General features: G+C 34.7%; 3 protein-coding genes. 1 reads left to right on the top strand and 2 read right to left on the bottom strand.

Annotated features, from left to right (window positions below; genetic code table 11):
• Together AC1DJR_RS28335 and AC1DJR_RS28330 are read right to left on the bottom strand one after the other, a co-directional pair.
• Positions 1-597 (bottom strand): ABC transporter permease (locus tag AC1DJR_RS28335; RefSeq protein ID WP_477004082.1); only part of this gene is annotated, 597 nt, incomplete at its 3' end.
• The gene (locus tag AC1DJR_RS28330) at positions 584-1,351 is read right to left on the bottom strand and encodes an ABC transporter ATP-binding protein (protein WP_477004081.1); all 768 of its coding nucleotides are present in this window, start codon (positions 1,349-1,351) and stop codon (positions 584-586) included. The genes AC1DJR_RS28330 and AC1DJR_RS28335, both read right to left, overlap by 14 nt.
• Before the next feature lie 255 nt (positions 1,352-1,606).
• On the opposite strand from AC1DJR_RS28330, the gene AC1DJR_RS28325 reads away from it, so the two are divergent.
• The coding region (locus AC1DJR_RS28325) for a response regulator (protein ID WP_477004080.1) at positions 1,607-1,884 on the top strand (278 nt) is incomplete at its 3' end.

The following is a 1,884-nucleotide window of genomic DNA, read 5'->3' as shown; positions in this document are numbered from 1 at the left end:
GGCAGAAACGATAGATGCTTTCGGTACTTGCTCGCCTTTTTTATCTGCTTGAAATAATTCAATTAATTTAAAGCGATAAATTAAAAAATACGATTGAAGTGATGTAAAGATGGTAATGACCGTAAATATAATAGTAGTAGTCATAATTGCTTCCATAGGAATACTAAAACTTACATCGACCGGAGCACCTACGAGCTTAAGGAGCAACATGTTAAATAATCTGGAGAATATGATACCTAATACGAGCCCACATAATAAAGTGATAGCTCCGATAATTACATTTTCAAAAAACAGCATTCTTGCTATAAATTTTTTTCTTACGCCGAGTAGGGAGTACAGACCTACTTCTTTTTTTCGTTTTTTCGTGAAAAATGCATTAGAGTATCCAATGAAAACCACTACGAATCCTATTATCACGAAATTGGTTTGTGACATGTCAGTATCTATAGCATTAACAGCATTTTTAATTTCTGAGATATGCGATAGTGAATTGAAAGTGTAGAAAATCACAACACTAATTACCATGGAGAAAAAATAAAGAAGGTAGTTGTTTAAACTTCCTTTAATATTTTTTTGGGCTAGACTAAATAACGTCACTTGTACCACCTCCAAAAATGGACAATACATCTAATATYTTTTKGAAAAAWTCTTTGCSGGAAGAGTTTCCTTTTACTAGTTCGGTAAACAGGGTACCGTCTTTAATAAAGATCACACGTTTGCAATAGCTAGCTGCAAATGCATCATGTGTTACCATCAAAATGGTCGCTTTATCTTCCTGACTTAAGTCTTGCAAGCTTTCCAATAAGTCTGTTGCAGATTTTGAATCGAGTGCGCCAGTCGGCTCGTCCGCTAATATCAAGCTTGGTTTAGATACCATCGCGCGTGAAGCAGCTGTACGCTGTTTCTGYCCMCCTGAAATTTGATACGGGTAYTTATCTAAGATAGAACGAATACCAAAACGATCCGAAATTTCGTTGACTCTGTTCTCTATTTCCTGAACATTCATTTTTGCTAATGCGAGTGGTAGCAAAATATTATCYTTYACTGTTAACGTATCTAACAAATTGTAATCTTGAAAAATGAARCCGAGTTTATCMCGMCKGAATGCRGATARTTGTTCTTCTTTCATRTTTAGKATGCTYGTCCCATCAATCAARATCTCACCGAACGTCGGCTGATCTATGGTCGCCAAAATATTCAAAAGTGTGGACTTCCCGGCACCGGAAGGTCCCATAATTCCAACAAATTCACCTTCGCGAACAGTTAGATCAATATCATGTAATGCAGTAAATGTATGTCCTTTTGCCCCATACATTTTTTTGATTTTTTTTGCATCTACTATTGTTTTCATATATATAATTCCTCCATTAAAGAAGTTATTTTCTTCTTACAGGTTATATTCTATAGGATGTAACCCTTCAATAACCTTACAGTTTCTTAGGCTAACCTTACAGTTTTGTCATCTTAAAATAAATGTCCCTTYTTTCTTTATTTTTTCCACTATAATGTGATATAGACGATTATGCCATTGTAATTTGGAATAGTCGTATGAGCACATAAGATATAACACAAAATACCTATAATACGAGCTTTTGGGGGAATCACGATGAAAATTATGATTATAGAAGACGAAAGAACCATTAGAGAGATGATGGCAGAAACGATAGAAAAGTGGGGATTTGATACCGTAAAAGTAGAGGATTTTGACCAAGTATTATCAATATTTCTAAAAGAAAATCCTCAGCTTGTGTTAATGGATATTAATCTGCCATCATTTGATGGATTTTACTGGTGTAATAAAATTAGGGAATCCTCAAAAACTCCGATTATCTTTCTTTCATCTCGTAACACACCGATGGATATGATTATGGCGATGAATATGGG

The organism is Bacillus sp. 05T31, assembly GCF_056396725.1.
The sequence above is the reverse complement of the archived record's forward strand: the minus strand, read 5'-3'. Positions and strand labels throughout refer to the sequence as shown.